Source organism: Endozoicomonas sp. ALD068, from assembly GCF_049310145.1.
GTDB lineage: Bacteria > Pseudomonadota > Gammaproteobacteria > Pseudomonadales > Endozoicomonadaceae > Endozoicomonas_A.
This window is the reverse complement of the sequence record NZ_JBLYNU010000004.1, coordinates 2166269-2190211: the sequence shown is the minus strand read 5'-3', so window position 1 is coordinate 2190211 and position 23943 is coordinate 2166269. Positions and strand designations below refer to the sequence as shown.

Sequence of the window (23943 nt, the reverse complement as noted above, 5' to 3'; positions counted from 1 at the left end):
TTTTGGTTGCATGGTTTCGTTAACGATTTCAGTATTTTGTACTTTTATATGAATAAAGGCAGGTAGAGTTGTACTTAATAATTCAGGTATTATTAATTCTAAAGTCAGGGTATGGTTTGTTTAGCGTTCGGTTTGTACATGACTGGGTGGAATTGATAAATTGTAATAAGTACCTGGCCAGTTGGTTTCGCATATTCTGGCGAGTGGATTTTTTCATCCTTCAAGGCGCAACGATGGGCGCGTAGCCATAGCTACGCAACCAGAGTTGTAACGTAGAAGGATGGAAAAAGCCGCCGTCCAGAATATGCGAAACCAACTGGTTAGGTACTTAACAGGAATTCAGCTGTTAAACAACAGTCAGACCGGTTGAGTACTTATGGGTCTGACGGAGGTGAGTGATGATAAGAGTCAGCAGAATTAACCATGTGGGCATTCGGGTAAGCGATTTGCAGACGACCAGGAGCTTTTATCAGCAGCTCGGTTTCCAGTTTCTGGCAGGGCCTGTGGGGCCAGAGCCGGTTGCCATTATGGAGCACCCCTGTGGCGTCAACCTGAACTTCATCCTGAACGCAACGGTTCAGCCGCAAGAGAATATCCTGATGGATATTGACCAAAAGCACCCGGGCTATACCCATATGGCGCTTGAAGTGGATGATATCCATGAGGTTCAGAAGCAGCTGCAGGCGTTTGGAATCACTATCACAGAAGGTCCTGTTACTACAAACAATGGCTCAATACTGCTTTTTATCCGTGATCCTGATAGCAATGTAATTGAGTTCCATCAGCCAGCGGGTAAAGGATGAATGAGTTTTTCTTTGTCTTTTAACCTTGCTGGACTAACTACGAGAAAAAAATCAGGAAAACAAACCGTTCTCTGGCTTCTATTGCCGAAGCGCTCGGACTGATCGCTTGTGTAAAGTGTTCCCCTGTCGTGGATTAGTATCCTCTACGACAGCGGGGGCTGTGGTTGTATGTCACCGGTGATAAGCGATTCTGAAAAGATTCAGGCGCGGTGATCTGGTCAGGCTCGCCGTATTTTTAGAACTATATGACCAAGTCTTTTCGGAAAATTGCCGAAACCATTATGGGTTGAGCGGGCACCCTCTCTAAGTCGAAAATAATCTAAGTAAAGACCACCTGTTATCAAGTGGCTTAACTACTTTTAGTGGTTTGTTATGAACAGGTCTGGTTATGAAAAAGCAGGTTATAAAAAAATATTGCAACCTGAAAGTCTTGTGGAGTTTTATCACTGTGTTGGCAATCCTGCTGATGCCCACGACTTCATTAGCAGGATATTACCTGCTTCACCTTAAAGGCACCAAGTCATACGTCAGACTATTGCTATCAGTCGAGCCCGATACAGAAACCGATGGATCATCGCAAGTGCAGGGGCCACAAGAGCCATCCTCCGGGTTGTTATCCAGAGCAAATCGGGAATCCGGAACCATTGATGACTTGCCTCCCCGGGAATCTGGCAGGACTGATAGCGCATCAGTCCCTCAGGAAGAGTGTGGAGCCGTTGGTGGCTTACCGGCTTACCCGGCAATTGGAACAGCTGCTTTGCCAGTTATAACGACATTAATAGATTATATTAATGACTGGACTCGTTCCCTGACAACCGGAAGTACTACTGTTTTGGCTTGGTTGACAAGTTTTAATACAGCAACAGACATAGAAACAGCAACAGAAATAGAACATTTACCGGCTCATGAAATACCTGAAAGCGAGCTGCGTAATTACGTTATGACGCTTATCAATCTGATGGAGGAGCCGATCCTAATCTATGCCAATCAGCCTTCCGTGAGCTCTGGCAGCTGTACATGTGATTCGCTCACAAACCTAAGCGGGTGGCGTCGAAAGTTTGCAATTTTTTTGAGGACTCTTTCAACAGCGGCACGCACTGCTGGCAACCTTGGTACAGGGGTACCTGGCATGGAATTCGGATGGTTAGTAGCAGAAAGTTTATCTACTTTTGGCTCTATCTCTTTTTTTAGCCATAGCCAGTTTCCAAATCATTTTCAGGTGAGCTTCACATTCAGCAGGAACGGCTTGACGATCACTCAGGAAATCGACGCTTTGCAGCAAATAGCGCAGTTACTGAAGTGCTCGGGTGGCTACAATTTAAGAGCCTTTGAACGACAGGTTGAAAGACAGATACTGACGTTTAATGTCCAGGTATCGGATTGCGTGGATGCCGATCAGCTAAGAAGATTGCTCGAAACCAGCAATCAACAGTTAGCTAATCCGTTTAGTATAAAAGTCTCCCCTAACGGGTCCTGATGACAGCCTGTAGAAACTGTAACAGGCCGGTACTATCTGCGAGCGATTCAGACCATGGATGGTCTGTCGGTATTGAGCCCCCTTTATATTCCTCAACATGAATTGTTAACCCGTATTCATGCTCTTCACGTAAATCTTTTTGTTGCTTATCAATCGGCTCCGGTGATGGCCAGGTACTTATGATAATGACCAAATTAACTACTTCATTGTAACGGTTGAACTTTATAGAAATATTACTGTCCAACCGGGATGAATGATTTTCTTTTCCAACTTTTTGGCACCATGATCACTGAAAACCACAGATATTAGCCATTAAGTCATGGACAAACATTAGACGTTATATTGGAGATCTTGATGCTAAATCCTCAATTTGGCAGTCCTGATTATCAAAGCCCGACCACTCAACCCTCTCAAAATAACGGGGCCAAAAGCCCATCCAAGAGATATTTAAAGGGTACTGATCCCCATGACACTCTGACCGAGACAAAACCATTAGCCAAGCGCATCTGCCGTAAACCTTTTCCTGTTTCTTCTGACCATTCTCTCCCCGACCGGCAACAGCTCGGGGGCAAGGGTATGTTTTTACAGCGTATGCAGGAAGCAGGGCTGACAGTCCCACCCTTCAGATGTGTTGCAGCCTCTTTGACGAATGCTCTTGAACAACAGCCACTGGATAACCGTCGTTTAGCCCCGTACCTTCCTGAAATAGTGGCTGAATTGGGGGCAGAAACCAGCCTGGTGGATATCAGGAAGCACCTCACTGGCTGGCTGGATTCAGAGCCTACCAGATGGGTTGACTGGCTGACAGGGCTGGCAAAATTTGTTGCCAGTCATGACTTTTACGAGCAGGTAAAAGATTCAGAAACGGCTCAACAAATCAGGGATCTGCGCTTTGAACTGGGCGGGCCATCCCTATCGCAGCCTGTTATTGTCCGCAGCTCTGGTATCAATGAAGACAACTACGGCGATGTCCAGGCGGGCAAATACCTTTCTGAAATTCAGGGAGAAGATGATGTATTGCGCACCTGTCTTAAGGTTATGGCTTCAGGTTACAGGCCTGGAGTCTGTCATGGGGGTATACCGGAACCTATGGCACTGATCATCCAACAGTGTATTGTCTGCCAATGTGGCGGTGTAGCCATGAGCTTTCAATCACTCCAGGATAATACCATCAGGGTTGAGTACTCATCCGGTCAGCCCAGAGGCGCAGTGGCTGGCAAGTCCGTTAACATGCCTCACCGCATCAATATTGAACGAAGGGGAGGGGCTGACCAGGTGACTTACTTTCCCGGGACGGTCTCAAGTCACTTTATCTTGCAAAGGAATAGCGATAACGACGGCTATTCGGAAACAGAGATTCATAATATCGTTGGCAAACCAGACAGTGTTGGGGAACGACTCAGTGATGACCTGGTTTCAGAACTCAGGCAGGCAGTGGCAATACTTGAAGACCTGTTGCTCTGTCCTGTGGATGTGGAGTTTGGCATCGATCAACAGGGTCGTCTGTTCCTGTTGCAGGTGCGCCCAATTACCCGACTTTCCGGGGGCATGGATTTTGCCATGGCCGAACCCGAAGAAACCCTTGCCAGTGGCGAGGGCATCAGCGAAGGCTATTGCACCGGACCACTCTGGCTGGCCAAAAAACAAAAGGCAGACTCTATGCCAGACGGCGCCATTGTCGTGGCACGACACGCTGAAGACTGGATGCTTGAGCCTGATTGCCTGAAGCGGATTGCGGGTTTTGTCTTTGTTATTGGAGGATTCAATGATCATGTTGCGATCCTCCTGAGACAGAAAAAAATACCTTTAATGCTGGCCGGTGACCAGTGCCTGACATTGACGGGCCAGGATGAACAACAAGCCACGCTGGTCTGCGCCCGCTTTGACGGTATGCCCCGCGCGTTTATTGTTAACGGTGACCTTACTGGAAAACTGGTCAGTCACAGAACCCAATCCTCTGGATTCTCTGATGTGCCATCAGTAAGAACCGGCAAGTCAGCGGATGATTTATCTCCCCCTGAAGGGACCTTCCGTGAAGTTGCCAGCGGGTTTCAATGGCTTGTGGATCAAAATGCCCGCCTGTTGGCATTCTTTGCCCCCGGCGGCGGACTGGATTGTCTTGCAGATCCAATAAAACTAAGCATGTCTCCAGAACGCTTAAAGATAATGTCAGAGACAGAGGATGACGTAACCCTGCTGCTTCAGGGAGCTGAAGCACTGTTGGGAGGTTACCGGGCATTCCTGTTACTGGCGGGTGAGCACCTTTCACCCCAGCTCGAGTCATTGCACGATGAATTACCACAACTGATTAACCGTTTCGGGACGCTGAAAGAGACCATCGGATCAGCGTTAAAGCGTATCATTCTTCCCCTGCAGGCGGGTGAAGCACTGAAACTGTGTCCGGACATGTTTCGTCAGTGGATGGCCACCTGCCATCATCTGCAATCTTCTCTCCAGGCACTCCATCCCTTGGAGGCTGAACAGGTTCAGAGTGTTCATGACCTGATTTTTGCCCTGCATCAGCGCTTTGTAAAAGCGTTGGCAATGGTCTCTCTGGCTTCTGGTCAGGGCAAAGTCTCTACTGAACAGGAAGTCACCTATGTTGATTGCTCACCCCCGGGCGATAAAACGGCGCTATTGAATCAGACCTGCAAAGCAGCCATCGAAAAAATGCGGATTAATGCAACTGTCGTCAATATGGTTGATGCCGTGATTGTTAACCTGAATTTTGGCAATCATGTGGGTATCATTGAGTTACTTGAACAGGCAGAGGGTGGAAAAAAACGAACCTTGCGGCTGACATTCTCTGACCAGTTTTATAGTCCTGATGGCAGTGATCAACCCTTCAGGTTGAAGCGTATGTGGTTTCTGGTGCAGTTATTACAAGCGATCGAGCTGGATAAAAATGCTGATGGCATGAAGCTAAGTAGCAATGCCGTAGCGGGAGAAATTATCGTCGAATGCCCCCGAATGAAAACCACTGAAACTATGCAGGATGCCTTTGAGAAATTGATCGCAGTGTTAGATGATGCTCTTGATGAGGTGGAAGTTCACTTGAGGCACAATACGACCATTTTTGGTGGAGATCAGTGGAACTTTAACTTTCTTGCACAACGCCTTAATAGCGATTCTTTTGCAGAAGCTGATAGATTTGCCTTCCAGCATTGCCTTTTTTCAATGTTCTATTTCAGATTTTTCCACAGCGCTCCCGATTGGTGCCAGTTATTAAGCAGCCACCACAAGCAGTTTATGGATGACAGTCTACGGTTGGCAGAATCAAAGGAGAATCCTCAGGAAATGTTAATAAATGAAGGGATCGGTGAGGACAACTGCAAGAAATTTTTATTTCATCTCCTACTCGTTGGTTCCCGAAAAGCTACCCCATTATTTGAGCATTTTTATAGCCATCTGAGAAATGAATACTTTGTTATCAAGCCACCTCATACTTACAATCTGGAGTTTATTGTTTCACCGGGTCAATCGCTTCAGGATCACAAAGAAAAGGTCAGGAACATCCTGCTGGAATATGGGCTGACCTATGCCAGCCAACGGGTTCGAAGTGATAAAGATTTTGTATTACTCACCATTAAAGAACATCCGGGCGACCTGGAATATGCCAGCCCGGAACTTCGGGACAATGATGAGGTTGTAATGACCGCTATCGCAAAGTCCCCAATGGCTCTGAATGATGCAAGTGAAAGAATCCGAAGCGATAAGCACCTTATTCAAAGAGTCATTGCCGACGACATTAGTTTCTTATCATATGCCAGTAAAGAGATATTGAATGATCGCAAGTATTTGCTGAAATTAATTAAAAAGCATCCTCGTGCTTTCATTTATGCGGATGATGAGCTTAAAAATGATACAGTCTTTGTCAGGTCAGCAATTGAAAAAAACAGTAAAGTTCGTGAATTTATTTAGAAAGCGGCGCATAAGTCCTAGTTCACTATACTGTCATCACGTAAAACACATCTGAGCTTTATAATGCGTTGATAACTTTGAGCGACCGTTGGAAATCGTTGTTATTATTTATCATGTCTGCCTTGCCTGGTTCTTACTGCAAACCAGCGTGGCAGGAATCTTAAAACTCTTCCGTTTATTCAACCGGTCAATAGAGACAATAAAGTGCAATCTGAATCGAACATTAACAATCGGCCCTGGAGAGAAACTGCAGGACTATTTAAGCATCTTTGTATGCTGCGACTTTTCACTGCATTACTATTAGTAACTTTATCGCTGTCTGTGCCAAAGGTTAACGCCAGTTGTCCTGACTGCCAACATTTGTCAAACCTCGGGGCAGTGGGTGGCGTTTGCGCCAGATGTTTAGAAACAAGTTCTAACATGTCAAGTCAGGGTTTGCGTGGGTTCTGCGAAGTGCTGGTAGAGCTATTGAATGATAAAACAGACGACGATAGCATAATGAACGCAAATATACTGAGCGTTGCGAATAACTGTTTAACAGGTCAGCCAGTCATGCTGAATGAGAGGTTGAGCAATGAAATACAAACATTCAGAGAAAGATCTGAATTCATGCAGCGACATATTCACCGAAACCTTCCCGGGGGAGATAGTGAAGGCTATGCCAGCTTGTTCAGTCCGGAAGATCTGACAGTTTTTTTTGCCCTTATGGAGGCAGGTGAGATCACTGATGTTGATTTAGATCGGCTTGAGAAAACCTTCTTTATCAGAATTGGCTGGCTGTCCATTGAAATAAAAGCTGACCTGGCGAGCTATGACTGGAAGCAACTGAGGAATGAAAGGCGTTTTTTTGCTTATCTCTATTACATTATGCTGCGACAACAGCAGGCCCGTCAGGAAGAGGACAATAGTCTGGTCAAACGATTGCATGGCTATTTACTGGATTATGATAGGGGAGATGAGAAAAGTATTGACAATCTTTTTGTTCCTGAGCACATGACATTTGGCTCTTATATTGAGTCCTGTGTTGTGCCATCCTCGGTGCTTGACATGACAGGTTCATGGAAATGGAAGTGGCTTACTCAATATCTCAATCCGCAGGGTTGGACTATGATGTATCTGCAACCGCAGGATTGGATTTTAAGATTCCTGCAAGAGGGACGATGGAACTTTCTGGGACGTTTTTATATATCAGATGGAACCTCGACCTATCAATTACCAGAACCTCACTCTGACATCTGGATTTTGCTTGCTTTAAATGATGATCAAACGGTCACTTTGTTCACTAATTATGGAATGGGCATGATGATAGTCAACGAGAGTGACCTCGGATTGCTGTTGGAAGGAATGCAAAGCACTTTGGGTCATACAGACAATTTAAACTCTGAACCACCCGTATCGGATGAGCAGCTTCAGTGGCTTCTGCCTGATGATCATTTTGGGATTGATTCTCCTGAACAATTTAAATAACACTCTATTACATGACCCGCATCGTGTCTCTGGAGGGCCTTTTTATCTAATCGACCTGGCAAACATCAGCAGTCTGACTGAAAAGATATGTAAGTACTCAGCCATATGGAATCGAATATTTCTGGCTTATTGGGCAGGTGCTCTGCAAGGCGCAACGACGCGAACATAGCAAGCTATGTGACCAGAGTTGCAACGCAGTCAGAGTGCCTGAACAATAAGTCAGAAAATATGATTTCGTATGGTTGAGTACTTAGATTACCGTTCTCTGGCATGTATGATTACACGTCTCAGGCCATTGTTGCAGGCTATAGCCATTGCTGTTGCAGCAACAAAGACTAATCCGTTCACAATAAAAGTCACTAAAACTGCAGAGGCTTCCGACTCTTTAGTCGGTACATTCGGACAGCTTTCACATTGGCACGGGGAGTGCCGCCCAAAGAATTTTTCATTCGTGTCATCAAAAGAACTGAAATTTACAAAATTATAGAGCCTGGTTTTTAGAGGTCGGTCTAATAAGCGAGGGTCAGAGATGTTATGAACATACATTTCAATCTCTGATATATTGCCAATAGGTGAGTCAAGTCGATTACGCACTTCATCTATGACATTAACGAAAAGGACATTGGGTAATACTATTCCATCAACCAGACAGCCTCCAAATGCACTGGCCGCATGCCTTCCTGTTTTGCTGCAAATGGGGCACTGACACTGGAGTGAGTTGTCTGAAAAGCTAATGAACTCGCCTTTAGTCTTAAATGAGTGCACAGATTTGTTGGCTGATAAAGCAAATTCTCTCACCGTATTGGCGCTGGTCAATAGCGGAAAACCATTTTTAGGATCAAAAATTAATACGCCCTGTTGGTACATATCCCTTATTAACCTTTCAGTGTTGATAATGACAAAAACACGGCAGCCTGTGAAGTTATAAGAAGGTTGTTCTATATAGTCAGTAAAAGTGTTTTCCAGTGGCTTTGTGTAGAGCGGTGAAAATATTGAAACAAATAATGCCCCTGCAGGGCTGAATCGAGTGAAAGTCGGATAGTAACTTCGGATCATTAACCAGACTCTCCTGATCCAATGTGGAATTTCTTCGTTTAGTTCATCAAGATCATCCAGGTGTTTTACTATTTTTCCTATCTCTTCATGAATAGTTCTGGCTCTTTCAGAGTTCATCTGAACAGCCGAAGTTGTAAAGTAGATTGGAGTTCCATCAGGATTTGCGCTAAAGACAGTGGATTGCCTGAAAGTTTCTAAGGCATTTTTTATTGCTATAGGGGGAGCCTGTGTGGGTAGCTCGCTTTCACTGATGGCCACACGACTTTTATTGAGGCTAATGGCGCCTAAAACAGTTAAAGACGAAGAGGTTGATGTTGCGGCAAGTGTATTGGTTATAACAATTTCGGTATAGCCCGAATAAATTTCAGCGTCATCAGAGCCTGGTTGTTCGCCCGGTGTGTTGATTGGAACAGCCACCATCGGAACAGGCATGACCTGGCTCACAGCTTTTGAAATCGTAGATGCTTTGTTCTTTTTTTTTGAGATGCACAGGAAATACTGATAGGGACTGTCCTCCTTCAGTTTGGTGCCTGCTTCATTGCAGTATTTCGTAAGGCTACGAGAATATTTAAACTCCCAGGCAGAAAAAGCGGCAGGCACAAAAAAAAAGACAGCAGGACACAGAGAAGTATTTTTCTGCTTTTTATTCTCCGGAATTGAGGTAAATAAAAAATTGGAGTCATGATAAAAATAACCTGCTGAAGTACTACTTAAGTATAAATGTGAACAATAGGCGTCATTGGTAAGTATTTCTAATCTCTGCTCTCTGTTAAAGCATATCTCTGCTCCAGAAGCTTTTGTTCATGGAGTCTGGAGTTACCATTCGGAGTTTATCGTACAGCTTCAGTCAAGGGGCCTGGTAAAAGAATTGTCGAAATACTCTCTGCTCTGGGAGTCATGACTTAATCATGGTCACAGAATTGTGGCATGCAGTGCAAAGATTTGTCAGTCAGACGCCAAAAAAGGCTCGATTCTGGCGGTCCAGCGAGGTGACCGGGCAGTCTCTGAGGGATTTTGTTAGGGGTGCTGTCGTTGCTGTTATGAACTTTTCTTGAAGACTAGGGCTCTAAACATTCATTTTATCAAGAAAGGGCTTAATCATGGATTCATCTATCAAACCATTATCAACTGTATCAACTATGGCACCGCCCCAAACGAGAGATGGAAGTGCATACTCTCCTGTGACAGTGGATCCTTCACCTAAAAACCTTGTCCTTAAAGATGATGATAAATTCAAACCAGGAATCATGAGGACAAGAAAAAAATTAGAGGAATATTTTGTTGCAAGGCAGCATAGTTCTCCTTCGCATAAAAATATAGATGCTCAACTTTTACCCACACAGCCTTATACAGAATGGCTTCAAGATGAAACTGCCTTGTTACGGCAGCCTGCACTGTCCGTAGGTAAGCCTGATAAGCTGCCTGGTAACAGTAATGCTTACAAACAAAGTAAAGTTATAAAAGCCTTCAAGGAAGGAAAACTTATTGCCAAAATGCTTGAAAATCCCAAGCGATTCGAAATTAGAAAAACTGGTCTGCGTTCAGGCTATGACAGAGTAAGTTTAGAGGTGGATGAGCTAAAGCATAGAAAATGCATTCAAGTGTCATCAGTAAGCTATATGTCCCCCAATGTTCCAACTCAGTTATTCAGAGATATTGGTTTTCTTCTTGAGCGTGATAAGTGCGAAGTAAAGGCTATATATTCGAAAGATGTGTATACACGATTACTGGATAATCAGGGCGAAGTTTGTAAGTGGAGTATAAACAAGCATGAATTTGTAAAAGATGAGCTCTTAAAGATAATAGATAAACAGTATGTCGGAGCAGAAGTTGTTTCTTTAATGTTGGACACATACTTTAACTTTGCACTACAGAATATTTACTCGAGGCTTACAGGTCAGGATCTTCGGGTTTCAATACCCGAGAAAGCCTTCGACTTAAACTTTTTTTTAAAAAATGAACAAGCAAAAAAAGCAAAATACTTTGAGCTGGAAACCAGTTTTGGAGGGTACTACCGAACGGTAACGGGGAGTCATGAATTTAAAAAGGAGTCCATTTCTGCACTGCAAGATTCATTGGATCTAAAGTATAACTCGGAAAAATGCCCTCTAGAAAACGAACTTATTATTTCATACTCGAAAAAATCCATTGTTGGAATGGTCGTTAATTTATCATCATATGAAAAAAAATATGGAAAAAATACTGAGGCAGGTTTATCGAGTCTCATTGTTAATTATATTTCAGAAGACTGTAAGTTGTTCCGGAACTTAGTGAAAAAAAAGTTAGGACTTGAACTGGATGTTTTTCTCTATAATTCTGATACCTGTGAACTGTCTGTTTTGGAGAGAGAGGTTCAGAGTGAGAGGTAGAATAACATGGCCAAAATAGGGTCAGCATCACTTTATTTTGATGGTTGCGGATTCTGTATTGACAATAATTCTCAGTAGGTATTATCCGCAAGTTTTATTGTCATCGTCTTAATATTAGTATTTGAAAGTCGTATTTATATCCCATGGCTTTTGTCTGGGTAGAAAATAAAGATGAGAATAAAAATGATAAAAACTTCTTTTGTCGGGCTGGCATCGCTGGCCACTGCAGTGTTTTCCAGTATGGCTATTGGTCATGGCTGGACTGAATTCCCCAAAGCAAGGCAGACAATCTGTGCTGATGATGGGGGTTACTGGGGTAATCAGGATGGCTCCACGATTCCCAATGCAGCTTGTCGTGCTGCGTTTCTGGAGTCTGGTACATACCCTTTTGTGCAGAAAAATGAGTTTGCTGCCAATGTCATTGATTATAATAATAACGCAGCTGTCAGCTCGGTTGTGACAGATGGTAATCTTTGCAGTGCTGGCTCTGCCGCTAAAGCGGGCATGGATATTCCGTCCTCGCAATGGCAAAAGACTGAATTGTCTGCCGGTACACACACACTGAGATTCAGGGCAACTGCACCTCACAACCCCAGCTATTGGCGAATTTATTTGACCAGACCCGGATTTGATTCTTCCCTACAAAGGTTGCACTGGTCCGATCTCGAATTGATCAACAGCCATGATGACCTGCCCGTAGTGAACGGGTATTTCGAGATGGATATCAATATTCCCGAAGGAAGAAGCGGTACCGGTATTCTTTATGTGCGGTGGCAACGCGCTGACCCTGCAGGAGAAGGCTTCTATAACTGTTCTGACATTGCTTTCAGCAGTGATGGGGTGACACCAGCTCCAACACCTTCTCCAGATCCGGATCCTTCACCTGAGCTGGTGAATGTTGGAACCTATGTGAGTACCGGGCACGATATTGCTGAAGCTGGTGATAGGGTCCGCTTCCGACTCTTTGACGGCACAGGTAAAGAAGTGGCGGATGAGCAGATTGCCATTACCAGCAGCAATGCCGACTTTAACCTCTGGACCACAGAGTTGGCACTGAAGGTGAATGATCGCAATCAGGGTAAAGCCTTCATTGGTATCTGGCATCAGGAGATGAATCATTTGATGTATGATGAAGACAACCTGTTCAGCAATCGTATCTGGGCTCCTGACACTAAACACTCAGCATCCACTTCCGTCATAAAAGCAGATAACGTTCCCACACCCTCTCCGACACCGAATTACGAATATAAGTATCCGGAAGGTAAAGGTAGCTATCAGCCTGGTTCAGTTGTCCTTGGCACAGATGGTGAGATCTATCAGTGCAAGCCTTTCCCTTACTCTGGTTGGTGTAATCAGTCTACTTTGTATTATGCTCCGGGAACCGGTTTACACTGGTCCGAGGCCTGGATGAAAAAGTAAGTTCGTTGATTCAGGTCGGGCTTTTGCCTGACCTGTTGACGGTTTTGAGAAAACCTTGTAGCTATCAATCCGGTGGCCATCAAAAATGGCAATTGATGTCAACAGAATATACAGATCAAAACATGGGAGCCTATGTTCAGCTGTATATGGTGTGCAACCGGAAGACAGCTAAATTACTGAGACTCCCATTTTTAAACATTCCAATAATCAGTAAGCTTTTACCTGGTTAATATTTTTTGCAATGATACATTTTTTATCTTTTGTCAGTGTGAATGTATATCGACCGGTATAAGGCATTACATCATCCCCACAAACTATATAGCCAGGAATGCCAGGATCAAAAAATCCTAATTGTATGTTTGAACCACGTTTTATACCTAAGTTTATTAATATAATATTGTCTTCAGTAATAGGTCTGGTGTCTCCTGGATAGAGAAACCCTCGTTGGTTATCAGCGGTAAAACCGTTTTTAGTTGCGGCAATTGCTGGGTAGACATTGATTCCTTTTTTAGTTGGATCACTTGGGTCAATCGAATCATTTCGGATGATAAATAAAGGAGCATCAACTTTTAAATGGTCCTGGCCTTTTGTGCAAGGAAAATCACTGCCCTCAAAAGCCCATCCATTTTTTTTACTTAGTGTAAAGCTATAATTACAACCTCCTGTATAGAACTGTTCATTTAAAGAAGTGTTTAATACTAGATTTATAGGAGTTGTGAACTTGTCTACTCTTACTATGAAGTAATTGGTTTTAGGATTTCGATCAAGATAAATGCTTCTATCATGCTGGTCGTATATGAGTGAATCTCCATCAAATACTTCTATAGTGTATTCATCCGGATTGTCGAATACAAAAGAATCAGCAAACAAAGAAAACGAAAAAAATAGCAGCAGAGAAATTAAAAAGGAGATGATTGATTTCATGATTTGACCCTCGCTATTACTTATCACATAGAACATTATACAAGAATTGATTAATCATTAGGTAAACCCCCGGCTATGCCGGGGAGACTCGCATAGGTCATACCGAGGCTTCGGTAGCTAACCTCAAGGGTTCCGCCAAGAACCAAGAGGTTTAACTTACCCTCTGTGTCAGGATAGATGTCGCCTCTTTTGATTCATGACTCTCAATAACTGAGAGAGCATATATGGGACATCCAATGTACTAGCTCAAGTCATATGTGGGACATCCAACAGACATATGTGGGACATCCAATGTTACAAGCATATGTGGAACATCCAATGTACTAGCTCATATTCAGAATTCTACTTAGCTAAATCCAACTGCATAAAAGAGCTCAGAGTATTTGCTGAAATCGACGTATCTGCAGGCACATCCACCAGGAGCTCTCTCATCAGCGATCGCCATTCAACAGACAAGAACACCCTTGGTGGTTCAAAAAAAATGGCCGCAGCCAAAAGTCTTGAATGATGACTTTTGGCTGCACCTGATTGGCAGGAGTCTCATAAGCTTAACCATCAACAACACGGCTGTATTGCTCTCTGAGATTTTCCATAGCCTGTAGAATTGCCGAAGCGACATCTACCTTGTACAGTGAGGCATTGAACGACACTTTTCTTGTCTTTCAAACCTTGGGCTTGTTTCTCTGGAGGGCTTATGGGTCAGCTTTAACCATCCTCGATGAACCTACCCCGGTGCGGACCCGAATGTCGATGTGCTTGGGGGCTGGAGAGTAGAGACATCCAGCTACCTGATTCAGGTGGCTATAGTTTTTTTTTAGCCCACCACTTATTTTTGTATAAGCGCTCTTTGAAGTAATTGACAGTTTTATTACGATCTAATGTAGTGGCTAACCTTCTTTCCATATTAATCATGTTTCTTTCATCGACAGCATCTGATGAACTTCTGTAAACCAGCTGCATTAGTGCAAAGATAAAGTTATCTGACAGCGCGTACAGATGCTCAAGAAGACCGTGAATGAAAGGATAGCTTATAACCAAATACACAAGAGTTGGATTTATTTCATAGCCGTAGTGTGAGTATATTTCCAGAGGGTCAGATTTGGCTTTAACAGATATAACTAAAATTAGTAGCAGTACTCCAGTAGCTTTAAACGTATGCATCAAAATGCCTTCCTAAAATGAAAAACTACCTATAAACACCTTCTTTATAGATCATCCTTCTAAGATAGCCAGTTACTGGTGTGCCACTATGATTACAATGGTGATTATGAGTGATAGTGATTATGGGTGATTATAGGACATCCTTATATTTGACAAACAAGCCAGCTCGTCTAATTCTGTTCCCTGTCGCTGATTTTTAGTTCCGGCAGGAGAGATTATGACCCGTGCGCGAAGTTCTCTGATCGACCCAGGTTGTACGCCTTATTATCACTGTATAGCTCGATGCGTACGCAGAGCATATTTGTGCGGAGAGGATCATTTAACGGGCAAAAACTACGAGCACCGTCGGCAGTGGGTTGTAGATAAGCTCAGGGAACTGGTTTCAATCTTTTCTATAGAAGTCTGCGCCTATGCGGTTATGTCGAATCACTATCATGTGGTTTTGCATATCAATCAGAAGCCTGCCAGAGAGTGGACACGAGATGAAATTTTGAGTCGATGGACAAGGCTTTTCACAGGGCCGCTCCTGGTTCAGAGATATCTTGCTGCTGACCAGTTGAGTCATTCGGAACTGGCTCGTTTGGATGAATTTGTTGAAGAGTATCGAAATCGTTTAACGAATATCAGCTGGTTCATGCGTTGCCTGAACGAATATCTTGCCCGTGAGGCTAACCAGGAAGATGGCTGCCAAGGTCGCTTCTGGGAAGGGCGGTTTAAAAGTCAGGCGTTGTTGGATGAGGCGAAGCCTGAGAATGTGGGAGGTTCCATGAACTGAAATCATTCATTGAAATCCAGCAGGTTCAACTCCTGCCCGGCAAAGACTAACCATCAGCCGGAAACGAGTCTTGCATAGCCAGCGGGTAACGATGGTTGTGAAGCGTAGACAGTGGGTGCTAAAGCCATGTGATTGAGTCTCGAAATGTTGCAATTGTTGGTGGACTTCATTGTTCAGGAAATGGGGTCAGCATTGGTTTGCCGCTACGGTAAGGCAACATCAACCTAACCGGGATCGGAGAGCAGGGCAGAGGTACAGGATGGATTTCTCAGGAACCTGTGAGGTCCAGTATTGACCTGGGTGTAATCGCCATTGGTTCTATGGCTGAACAGAACCCGGTCATCAGGTATCGCTTTAAACCCGATGAAGCAAACATGAAGCAGCATGCAGGAACCCGGAAGCGAATACATAAGTGACCGGGCAGTAGGTACTGGAAGTCTTAGTGTCCCATAGTACTGATGACAACGGGGAACTCTGCTCAGGAGGACCCGGACGAGGAAAGGGGACATCATAGTTATTGACCCGTTTGTGGGAAACACAAGAGGTGCTCAGAAACCTGTGTTTGTGTCAACGAAACAGAAACGGATAGCCACACTGGCCAGAGACAACCCGGCCATGGCTTTCACTTCTCTCAATCATCACATGGATTATCAGTGGCTTTATCAGGCATACCAACTGACCCGTAAAGATGGCGCTACAGGAGTAGATGGTCAGACGGCTGAAATGTATGAACGACAGCTGGAGTATAACCTCCTGAATCTGTTGGATCGTATCAAATCCGGTCGCTACCGAGCACCCGCTGTGAAGCGGAGTTACATCGATAAAGGAAACGGTCAGAAACGGCCTTTGGGCATACCCACTTTCGAAGACAAAATTGCTCAGAGAGCGGTGGTTATGCTACTGGAACCCATCTACGAGCAAGACTTCTATAACGGCTCCTTTGGCTTTCGCAAACAAAGGTCGTCACATGAAGCCTTGTGTAGTCTGCGTGAAAACATTATGAGAAATGGTGCCTACTGGGTGCTGGACGTGGACATACAAAAGTATTTCGATACGATTGACCATGGTCAGCTAAGACAGTTTCTAGCCAGACGAGTGGCTGATGGCGTAGTAAGAAAACTGATCGATAAATGGTTGAAGGCAGGTATTCTTGAGTCTGGGGAGCTTGTCTACCCGACGCAGGGAACACCACAGGGCGGAGTAATTTCACCGCTACTAGCCAACATTTATCTTCACTATGTATTGGATAACTGGTTCACTCAGACAGTCCAGCCAAGGATGCGTGGAAGATGCAATCTGACGAGATTTGCTGATGACTTTGTCATGGTATTTTCGGTTCATGAAGATTGCAACAAGGTTGAGGCAGTGCTGTCAAAGCGGTTTGAACGCTTTGGACTTACACTGCACCCGGAGAAAACGCGATGCGTTGACTTTCGGCCTTACTGCCGGAAAGAAAACAAACGCAACGGCAATCCGGTCAGCTTTGACTTCCTCGGGTTTACCCACTTCTGGGGAACTTCCCGTAGAGGGAATACTGTTGTTTACCAGAAAACAGCAAAAGGGCGAATTGCCAGAACTTTGAAGTCGTTCAACCAATACTGTCAAAAATACCGACATAAGTCATTGGGTGAACAATATATAGCGCTCAACCGGAAGCTTCGGGGGCACTACGCATACTTCGGAATAACGGGCAACGCCAAAGCGTTAAGTACGATCCTACATCGAGTGAAGAAAATCTGGCACAAGTGGCTCAGTCGGCGTTCGCAGAAGAGCCATATCACGTGGGAGAAATTCAATCTGCTTCTGGATCGCTTCCCCTTGGCACCGCCGAAAATCTATCATCGGTATTCATATGGTCGTCGGCTAGTGAACCAATAATTGTGAGGAACCGGATGCGTTAATTGCGCTCGTCCGGGTCTGCGAGGGTTGAGGTCGGCAACGGCCTCTTCTACTCGGACACAGCGGGTGAGGTATGTCTGCTCTGACATGTGGAAGCCCTATGTAAAGGCGATCGCCGAGTTTGCCAATCAGGCGCTGCATATTCTGGATCGATTTCACATTGTGGCCATGCTGAACAAGGCCATCGATGAGGTCAGGGCATCAGAACACAAACAGCTTCAGGCTGATGGCTATGAGCCTGTTTTGAAAAAGACCCGTTGGTGTCTGCTGAAACGGAAGGAAAACCTGACCGAGAAAGAAGAGATCAAGTTAAATACAGTGCTTCAGTATAATCTCAAAAGTGTCAGGGCCTATCTGCTCAGAGAGGAGTTTCAAGTGTTCTGGAGTTACATATCACCACACTGGGCAGGAAAGTATCTGGACCGGTGGTGTACAAGAGTCATGCGGTCAAAGATAGAACCGATGAAGAAAGTAGCTAAAACTGTTCGGCGACACAGACCACTGATCCTGAATTGGTTCAGGGCAAAAAAAGCATTTTCCAGCGGAATTGTGGAAGGTCTGAACACCAAGATAAAACTCACTACGAGAAAATCGTATGGTTTCAGAACCTATAGATGTGCAGAAATCGCTTTATATCACGCACTGGGCAACCTGCCCGAACCAGAAATGCCCCACAGATTTTGCTGACGAGGCTCTTTTTTTAATGGATGTCCTGTTTTTCCCTGCTTTTTTTTCAATGTGGATGTCCTATTTTTTCTTATCGTCCACATCATTCGTTGCCAATACAAAGCCCCCTATAGAGCGCTCTGCATCTTTTCGACAGTCAACAGATATCCAAAAATCTCCGCTTGGATAAAACACCACGCTATTCGGTTTGGATCCTTTTCCGGACGACTCACCCTGTTATAGCACTGCAACACCATAAGACTAAAAATCCTCACATAACTGACATCTGTGCTGCTCAATATGTCAATAGGCATAACAAATTAGTTTGTTTAACTAACAATGTGGTTGTCGAGAGGAGATTTCTCACTGGTCCATGGTCAGAAATAATGCAGTCAATGTCATTCGATTTAATTAATTCAATAAGATTTTGCGCAGGCTGTTAATTAGAAGGTGTATTAATCTTTGTCATTGTAATTATTGTCACTGCAATTCTTGTCACTTATGTATACATTAATTAAACTGGAAATGATGCGAAGGCCGACGTTATTGATAACATGGTCTTCGCATAAATATACTGTATCAAAAGGAGATAATTATGTTCACGATTACCTGGCAGGGTGGTAATGGATTGAAACCAGTTTCACCACCGAATTTTGAGCAGACGCTGGATAAACTGGAAAACGAAATCAGTGAAACTTCTGTCTCAAAGTGGCTTGTTCGCACAGTTTGCCTTACTACTAGCCTGCAAGCATTGAAGATTAGCAGAAACTATGTTGGAGAAGGCAAAGCGGTAGCTATATCAATAGGTACTCTGATCTTGACTCGTGTCTTGACCCACAAACTTTTCGTTCAACCAAAAATAAACCGGTTGCGCACGGAATATCGTCTGTTAAGCGGTCAACTTGAAAGACAACAACATGTCGACTCTGGCTCACTCAAAAAGTTGCACAATATGGTCGGTTTAGAGAACTTAAAAAGACACGTCGAAAAAATACAACAAAAAATGATGGTTCGAGAAATGCGGAGAAATGCCAGCCTGGAGTGCAAGGATTTATCCCGTGGTCATATGCTCTTTACAGGTAATCCGGGTACAGGAAAAACCATGTCTTCTCGGCTGTTAACAAATATTTTGTATGAACTCGGAATAATAAAAGAAGACAAAATCGTTATAGCGGATCGATCCCGGCTGGTTGGAGAACATGTTGGGCATACGGCTATCAAAACCGAGGCGCTGGTTAATTCAGCACAAAACGGGGTACTGTTCATCGATGAAGCATACAGTCTCTTCAAGCCCGGTTCAGATCGTGATTATGGCACTGAAGCCATCGAAAAAATATTGGTCATGTTGGAAGACCCTAAAATAAATACATTAGTCATCCTGGCTGGATATCATAAGCAGATGGAACAATTGATTGAGTCTAATCCGGGGTTTAAATCCAGAGTGCCAATAAAGATCCATTTTGATGATTACAAAAATGAACAGTTAATCCAGATATTCCAGAAAATGTGTGATCACAACGGTTATCAGCTCTCAGATGATGCCGTCACTATTTGTAAAGAAACATTATTAGACATCAAAAAACAAGAGGGTGAACATTTCGCTAATGCCAGAAGTATCAGGAACTTTTTTGAGAGTGTTCAATCTGCTCAAGAGTGTCGGCTCGCCAGAGAATTTGGTGCACAATTTGACGGTAACAATGGGACTCCACAGGAGGACTCTATAACTTCTCAAGGGGCAAACTCTGCTCATCCTACTGCAGATGTTGAACAGCTGATGGAGTTTTCCGTGGCTGATTTGAAAGCAGCTATGGAGGATTATCAGTATCAGTCAGCTTATCATGAATCAGATGCCTGGAAGGACATATACCGCTGATCAGTTGCAACGGGCGAATCCTCAAGCTCCCGGCAAAAGCTCATCAAAAAGGGGTACCATGACCCATTCCCCGGCTTGTTTATTAGCATTTTCCTCTGCTAGGAGGCCGACCGAGAATAGACTGCCCTACTGCGGCGGCAGCAAATTGGTCTGAAAATCCGCTTTTGTTCGTCAAATAGCTCGCTATTCTCCTCACAAAACCGAATTTTCATCCTCAATTTTCTGCCGTCCTCGCTACGGGCGCTATTCTCGGTCGGCCTCCTAGGACGATACAGCAGTCAGACTGTTTCCTTTTCTGTTTCTCTTTTTTGGATGTCCTATTTTTCACTATTTTTCAGGATGATTTTTCTATCCTATTTTTCTATGATTTTTCTATTCTTCTATCATTCCGGGGTTAACAAAACCGGGTAGGGAATGCCCTCCAGAAAGCAACCTTTTGCCCACCATCAGGCACAATAACACCCGATTTTTTAAGCTTGGGGACCAGTGAAATTGGCCCCCAAAATTCACATCATTCTTCTAAATCTTTGTTTTCATTATCAAAATTCATCTCATGAAACTCATACCACATCAAGTTAAGCGCCCCTTCCTGTCACTCTAACCTCTTGTTTTACTGCGATTCTGATTACCGTTGAGAACTATAAAACCCCTTGAAACACCTATAATTCATCAGCATTTACTCCCAAATTTACTCCCAAAAACTTGCTTGAAAGGTAATGCTGATGAGTATCTATTGCGACACCCGAAAGCGGAAGAAAGGCACTGTTTACAAGTTCATCGTTCAGGTCATGAAAAAGCATTTCGTAGCCAAAGAACAGATGACATTTCCGGACAAGCCGTCAGGACGTGCCTGGGCAAAACAGGTTGAAAAGGAAATGCTGAGAGAAGCGGAAAAAGAGGAACCAAAGTACGAGGCGGCTCAGTCTCGAACCGGCGATATTACCCTGAAATCTTACCTTGAACATTACAGGCTAAAACAGGGTACCCTGCCAGAAGAAAAGCAGATCAGCTATCGGGATATGCAGGCGATCAAATTTTGGGAGAAAAGCTGGCTGGCAGAGAAGAGGTCAAATGAAATTACCGAGCAGGATTTAATCAAAATCCTCGATGAACGACTGGAGACGGTTACTCCATCGACCAATCATTTATATGTCTCTCTACTGAGGCGTGCCGTCAGCTGGCAAAAGAGGGTAGGAATTTACTTCAAGAGTTTTATTAATGATGAAGTGATGAAGGAGCTTTGGAAGCTCGGATTGGTGGGAAAATCCCGACGGCACGACATACGGCCTACTGAGGAACAGATACTTCAGCTATATCAGGTACTACTGGCTGGTTATAACAAACCAACTGGAACCATACCTCACCATCACATCATGATGTTCAGCATATACAGCACCTTTCGTGAGGGAGAGGTTTGTAGCATCAAGTACAGTCAGCTCGATATGGAGCATGGGCTTGTGATCATTGAAGACAGGAAAGACCCCAACAATAAATTCGGGAACCATCAAAAAGTGCCCATACCTGTTGAGTGTCTTGAAATTATTGAGAGGCAGCCAAAGTTCGAGGGGGAAGACCGGATATTTCCTTATAAGGCAAAATCTATCGCTGTGCGCTTTTCCTATTGGACGAAAGAGCTTGGGTTTCCAGATATCCGGTTTCATTCCTTTCGGCACGAAGGTGTATCAAGGCTGTTTGAGCAAAATATGTCGATTCCTGAAGTGGCACTTCGTAGTGGTCATAAAACCTGGGAGCATCTGCGGCGCTATACTCACCTCTTGCACAAAGAGCCACCGGATTTATGGGGGCAGTGCAAGAGAATAGAAAATAATTACTGGGCTGAAAATGAGCTGGTGAACAGGCAGTTGCTCAAGGCTTCGATGTCGCTTTCATGGGGAACGGAGTAAGAAACTTAAAGTTCTGCCTGCTGTGGTCAGTGCATATTTTCTAAACCTGTAGCCACTGCTTCAGTGTATTCTCCAGTTTTTCAAGCTGCTGCTGATGCTTGTCTTTGTTTTTTGACAACCGCTGAATATTCTTTAGCTTCCAGCGGATAGCGGGAAGTTCTGCAGCAGAAGGCTCGTCAAACAGTGTCCAGTCTGGCTTGCCTCGTTTGAAAGATAATAGAAAATCCTGGTCTCTCTCGGTGAAGTGAGCTTGCAAGGCTGCCACCATACGAGAACGGGTTTCTATTAGTTCGTTCAATTCCACTGGTTCTTTCGTCATACCGGCAAACTCATCGTAAAACGTTTGCTCCAACTCTTTCCAGCGTGGTGACATGACTTCATGTATGGGGCGTGGATGGCTCAGTGTGTAGGTTAGAAAGCCAGTAAATATCTCTCTGGAAATTCCACCTGCATTTAGCATTCGCTGTACATCATACAAGTCTCGAGGGTGCTGGCGATCCATAGCAGCACAAAGCTTTCCTCCATATAAATCGGCCTGACTGACAACAGGTATTTCAGCATAGCCAAATCCATCCTCTACTGACTCAACCACAGGCAGCAACTCTGGGTCATGCAGTGTACCCCGGGCAACAGGAGAGACTTCGATTTTGATGGTTGCGGATTCTGTAGTAACAATAATTCTTAATTCGTCTTGTCGGTTGTCCTGAAGCACTGCACTGGTTGAAGGCTGCGTATTAATCCGCTCAGCTATACGTTCGAGTGCTGAGCGAACATTTTTCAGTGCTTCATCCCTTGGTTCGAGAGGAAGGTAGGCAAGGTCAATGTCTACAGAAAGTCGAGGAAAATTCTGAACAAACAAATTGATGGCTGTTCCGCCTTTCAGGGCGAAGACAGGCTCGGTTGCCACAACTGGCAGCATTTGGATCAACAGGGACAGCTGTTGGTAATAAACGGATTTTTTGTCCATTTTAGTCTGATCTTCTTTTACGATGCAGGGTAGTGTAGAGATTGAGGAACAGTGATCTGGTAACGCTCGTCGAATCGACCGTTAGTCACTACTTGACGTTTACCTGAACCGAGTTGTATTTGAGATTCATCAAGACGGCCAAACCATTGATGGCCATAGTAATCACTCAGAAAGAGAAATATGCGGTTGGTCTGAACAGCATTACTGCGATTAAGAAGTGACTGCACTTTTCTTGGGCTCAAGTTAACTAAACCCTGAAATAATTCGGCGGCGTGTTCAAAACGAATATTTTTCCCGATAGCATCGACCACTTCATAAGCTGCGAGTTCCGGGCGACTGGCTCTGAGTTCCTTTCCTTTTACGGTTACTGTAGTGAAATCTTTGTCAGTTAGTTCACAAAGCTTTTGGTTACCACTATATAACCAGGGCTGTTCGGAAAACTCCCGAAACCATTTGGGCAGGATTTGCTTGCTTCTGGTCCCAACCCAGACCTGTTCTGAATTCAGTTGCAGATAATGGCTAAGCCCCTGGTGAGTCAAACTGCTAAGCCCTGCAAGGTGTATTGGCAACTGTAACTGTTGAGTAAGAGCCTGCAATGCGTCCGGCCAGTCAGGTTTGATCTTGCCACTGGGTTCCGGACGATAGTAGACACCAGAGCTGAGTCTCTTCAACCAGCCGCTTTTGGCATATTTCTGGGCTAGGGAATAACGTATACCGTTCTCCGTCAGCCATTGTTGGAGCACCAGAGAGCCCGGAGAGGTATGGTTTATTAGCCAGTTTATTTTAGATGACATATTAATACCCAAGGTGTTAATTTATATCTTATGCCAAACAGACAGGTTTGTCTAAATGCAGATATTAATACCTAAGGTGTCAATATATTAAATATCATAAACTGCGCTGTTTTGATCAACGTACTCCTCTAACCTTTTCCCAAGTACTGCTATAGGTTTGATGCCGATTATCAAGATAGTTGGCCAAGTCTGACAACCGAATCATCATCGGCGACTTCCTACTTTCAGTCAGCCGCACTACCGGTACAGGTAGTTGTTGGGAAGCTGCCGCTGCTTTAGCTTTTTTCTCACATAAACCAAAAAACTCGTCACATACCTCTTCGAGGCGGACGTAAGGTTTCTCGTACTTGGCAAAGAGCATCAGTTCAGTATTCATAATATTCAGACTATGACATTGGGTATTAGTGAGGGTTAAAGTGAGGCTTGCTAAATAGATTTATTTTTTCAGTTAGCAAACCTTTATCCCAG

General features: G+C 44.2%; 18 protein-coding genes. 12 read left to right on the top strand and 6 right to left on the bottom strand.

Features of this window, described 5'->3' with window-relative positions:
* The first annotated feature begins 398 nt into the window (after positions 1–398).
* From ACO6V5_RS07855 to ACO6V5_RS07840, 4 genes are all read left to right on the top strand, one after another.
* On the top strand, positions 399–803 hold the full coding sequence (locus ACO6V5_RS07855; RefSeq protein WP_422133587.1) for a VOC family protein: 405 nt from the start codon (positions 399–401) through the stop codon (positions 801–803).
* Positions 804–1191: 388 nt separating this feature from the next.
* Entirely contained in the window at positions 1192–2280 is a 1089-nt protein-coding gene (locus tag ACO6V5_RS07850; RefSeq protein WP_422133588.1) for a hypothetical protein, read from the top strand.
* 354 nt (positions 2281–2634) lie between these two features.
* Positions 2635–6201, top strand: coding sequence for a DUF4116 domain-containing protein (locus ACO6V5_RS07845; RefSeq protein WP_422411764.1), 3567 nt, complete (start codon positions 2635–2637; stop codon positions 6199–6201).
* Positions 6202–6621: 420 nt separating this feature from the next.
* Positions 6622–7668 carry a hypothetical protein gene (locus tag ACO6V5_RS07840; protein WP_422137877.1) on the top strand — a complete coding sequence of 349 codons (1047 nt, stop codon included), beginning with the start codon at positions 6622–6624 and terminating at the stop codon, positions 7666–7668.
* Positions 7669–7923: 255 nt separating this feature from the next.
* Here the strand turns inward: ACO6V5_RS07840 and ACO6V5_RS07835 are convergent, their stop codons facing one another.
* Positions 7924–9324, bottom strand: a complete 1401-nt coding sequence (locus tag ACO6V5_RS07835) for a hypothetical protein (protein ID WP_422411762.1) — start codon at positions 9322–9324, stop codon at positions 7924–7926.
* 500 nt (positions 9325–9824) lie between these two features.
* On the opposite strand from ACO6V5_RS07835, the gene ACO6V5_RS07830 reads away from it, so the two are divergent.
* Entirely contained in the window at positions 9825–11093 is a 1269-nt protein-coding gene (locus ACO6V5_RS07830; protein ID WP_422411760.1) for a hypothetical protein, read from the top strand.
* 183 nt (positions 11094–11276) lie between these two features.
* Positions 11277–12512 carry a lytic polysaccharide monooxygenase gene (locus ACO6V5_RS07825; RefSeq protein ID WP_422137878.1) on the top strand — a complete coding sequence of 412 codons (1236 nt, stop codon included), beginning with the start codon at positions 11277–11279 and terminating at the stop codon, positions 12510–12512.
* A gap of 207 nt (positions 12513–12719) precedes the next feature.
* Here ACO6V5_RS07825 and ACO6V5_RS07820 read toward each other — a convergent pair whose 3' ends face one another.
* Together ACO6V5_RS07820 and ACO6V5_RS07815 are read right to left on the bottom strand one after the other, a co-directional pair.
* Positions 12720–13436, bottom strand: a complete 717-nt coding sequence (locus tag ACO6V5_RS07820; RefSeq protein WP_422133594.1) for a hypothetical protein — start codon at positions 13434–13436, stop codon at positions 12720–12722.
* An 801-nt stretch (positions 13437–14237) separates the two neighbouring features.
* Complete coding sequence (locus ACO6V5_RS07815) at positions 14238–14597, bottom strand: hypothetical protein (protein WP_422133595.1); 360 nt, start codon at positions 14595–14597, stop codon at positions 14238–14240.
* A 217-nt stretch (positions 14598–14814) separates the two neighbouring features.
* On the opposite strand from ACO6V5_RS07815, the gene ACO6V5_RS07810 reads away from it, so the two are divergent.
* From ACO6V5_RS07810 to ACO6V5_RS07785, 6 genes are all read left to right on the top strand, one after another.
* Positions 14815–15372 carry a transposase gene (locus ACO6V5_RS07810; protein WP_422137881.1) on the top strand — a complete coding sequence of 186 codons (558 nt, stop codon included), beginning with the start codon at positions 14815–14817 and terminating at the stop codon, positions 15370–15372.
* Between the two features lie 278 nt (positions 15373–15650).
* Positions 15651–15788, top strand: coding sequence for a hypothetical protein (locus tag ACO6V5_RS07805; protein ID WP_422133597.1), 138 nt, complete (start codon positions 15651–15653; stop codon positions 15786–15788).
* 148 nt (positions 15789–15936) lie between these two features.
* Positions 15937–17250: a group II intron reverse transcriptase/maturase gene (gene ltrA, locus ACO6V5_RS07800; protein WP_422411757.1), complete on the top strand. Its 1314-nt coding sequence runs from the start codon at positions 15937–15939 to the stop codon at positions 17248–17250.
* Between the two features lie 48 nt (positions 17251–17298).
* A complete protein-coding gene (locus tag ACO6V5_RS07795) occupies positions 17299–17958 on the top strand; it encodes a transposase (RefSeq protein ID WP_422133599.1) in 660 nt (219 codons plus the stop codon).
* 607 nt (positions 17959–18565) lie between these two features.
* Positions 18566–19810 (top strand): AAA family ATPase, encoded by a 1245-nt coding sequence (locus ACO6V5_RS07790; protein WP_422441790.1) that lies wholly within the window; start codon positions 18566–18568, stop codon positions 19808–19810.
* A 722-nt stretch (positions 19811–20532) separates the two neighbouring features.
* Positions 20533–21714 (top strand): tyrosine-type recombinase/integrase, encoded by a 1182-nt coding sequence (locus ACO6V5_RS07785; RefSeq protein WP_422413965.1) that lies wholly within the window; start codon positions 20533–20535, stop codon positions 21712–21714.
* Between the two features lie 40 nt (positions 21715–21754).
* Here ACO6V5_RS07785 and ACO6V5_RS07780 read toward each other — a convergent pair whose 3' ends face one another.
* From ACO6V5_RS07780 to ACO6V5_RS07770, 3 genes are all read right to left on the bottom strand, one after another.
* Positions 21755–22681, bottom strand: a complete 927-nt coding sequence (locus ACO6V5_RS07780; RefSeq protein ID WP_422413967.1) for a nucleotidyl transferase AbiEii/AbiGii toxin family protein — start codon at positions 22679–22681, stop codon at positions 21755–21757.
* 17 nt (positions 22682–22698) lie between these two features.
* On the bottom strand, positions 22699–23475 hold the full coding sequence (locus tag ACO6V5_RS07775; RefSeq protein WP_422137886.1) for a type IV toxin-antitoxin system AbiEi family antitoxin domain-containing protein: 777 nt from the start codon (positions 23473–23475) through the stop codon (positions 22699–22701).
* Positions 23476–23590: 115 nt separating this feature from the next.
* Positions 23591–23851: a pyocin activator PrtN family protein gene (locus tag ACO6V5_RS07770; RefSeq protein ID WP_422133605.1), complete on the bottom strand. Its 261-nt coding sequence runs from the start codon at positions 23849–23851 to the stop codon at positions 23591–23593.
* Between the last annotated feature and the right edge of the window lie 92 nt (positions 23852–23943).

What these genes read in the sequence shown, in the direction of transcription:
- ACO6V5_RS07815 (WP_422133595.1), bottom strand. Translation starts at nt 14,597, where the DNA reads ATGCATACGTTTAAAGCTACTGGAGTACTGCTACTAATTTTAGTTATA.
- ACO6V5_RS07840 (WP_422137877.1), top strand. Translation starts at nt 6,622, where the DNA reads ATGTCAAGTCAGGGTTTGCGTGGGTTCTGCGAAGTGCTGGTAGAGCTA.
- ACO6V5_RS07785 (WP_422413965.1), top strand. Translation starts at nt 20,533, where the DNA reads ATGAGTATCTATTGCGACACCCGAAAGCGGAAGAAAGGCACTGTTTAC.
- ACO6V5_RS07810 (WP_422137881.1), top strand. Translation starts at nt 14,815, where the DNA reads ATGACCCGTGCGCGAAGTTCTCTGATCGACCCAGGTTGTACGCCTTAT.
- ACO6V5_RS07845 (WP_422411764.1), top strand. Translation starts at nt 2,635, where the DNA reads ATGCTAAATCCTCAATTTGGCAGTCCTGATTATCAAAGCCCGACCACT.
- ACO6V5_RS07775 (WP_422137886.1), bottom strand. Translation starts at nt 23,475, where the DNA reads ATGTCATCTAAAATAAACTGGCTAATAAACCATACCTCTCCGGGCTCT.
- ACO6V5_RS07855 (WP_422133587.1), top strand. Translation starts at nt 399, where the DNA reads ATGATAAGAGTCAGCAGAATTAACCATGTGGGCATTCGGGTAAGCGAT.
- ACO6V5_RS07770 (WP_422133605.1), bottom strand. Translation starts at nt 23,851, where the DNA reads ATGAATACTGAACTGATGCTCTTTGCCAAGTACGAGAAACCTTACGTC.
- ACO6V5_RS07825 (WP_422137878.1), top strand. Translation starts at nt 11,277, where the DNA reads ATGATAAAAACTTCTTTTGTCGGGCTGGCATCGCTGGCCACTGCAGTG.
- ACO6V5_RS07830 (WP_422411760.1), top strand. Translation starts at nt 9,825, where the DNA reads ATGGATTCATCTATCAAACCATTATCAACTGTATCAACTATGGCACCG.
- ACO6V5_RS07780 (WP_422413967.1), bottom strand. Translation starts at nt 22,681, where the DNA reads ATGGACAAAAAATCCGTTTATTACCAACAGCTGTCCCTGTTGATCCAA.
- ACO6V5_RS07820 (WP_422133594.1), bottom strand. Translation starts at nt 13,436, where the DNA reads ATGAAATCAATCATCTCCTTTTTAATTTCTCTGCTGCTATTTTTTTCG.
- ACO6V5_RS07850 (WP_422133588.1), top strand. Translation starts at nt 1,192, where the DNA reads ATGAAAAAGCAGGTTATAAAAAAATATTGCAACCTGAAAGTCTTGTGG.